At 42.1% G+C, this 375-nt stretch carries 2 tRNA genes; both read left to right on the forward strand.

Features of this window, described 5'->3' with window-relative positions:
* Positions 1-187: 187 nt before the first annotated feature.
* Positions 188-263, forward strand: a tRNA-Lys gene (locus MTCD1_RS18650).
* Positions 264-299: 36 nt separating this feature from the next.
* Positions 300-375: transfer RNA gene (locus MTCD1_RS18655), tRNA-Lys, on the forward strand.

A 375-nucleotide genomic window follows, 5' to 3' on the forward strand; every position in this document is an offset into this window, starting at 1 on the left:
GGCCGTTAGCTCAGTTGGTAGAGCAGTTGGCTTTTAACCAATTTGTCGAAGGTTCAAATCCTTCACGGCCGACCACTTTCTAATTCAAAGTAATGACTTTATAAGTGGTTAAGTTGAGTTTGAATGAAAAGTCTCCTTCTCGTAATAGAGGGTGGAGCAAGTAAATTATAAAATAGAAAACTTGAATCGGCCGTTAGCTCAGCTGGTAGAGCAGTTGGCTTTTAACCAATTTGTCGAAGGTTCAAATCCTTCACGGCCGACCAATTCAAGACTATTTATCGTTTACTCACAATTAGGCACGGCCGTTAGCTCAGTTGGTAGAGCAGTTGGCTTTTAACCAATTTGTCGAAGGTTCAAATCCTTCACGGCCGACCA

Origin of the sequence: Colwellia marinimaniae (assembly GCF_002207865.1) — a bacterium.
Classification (GTDB): Bacteria; Pseudomonadota; Gammaproteobacteria; order Enterobacterales; family Alteromonadaceae; genus Colwellia; species Colwellia marinimaniae.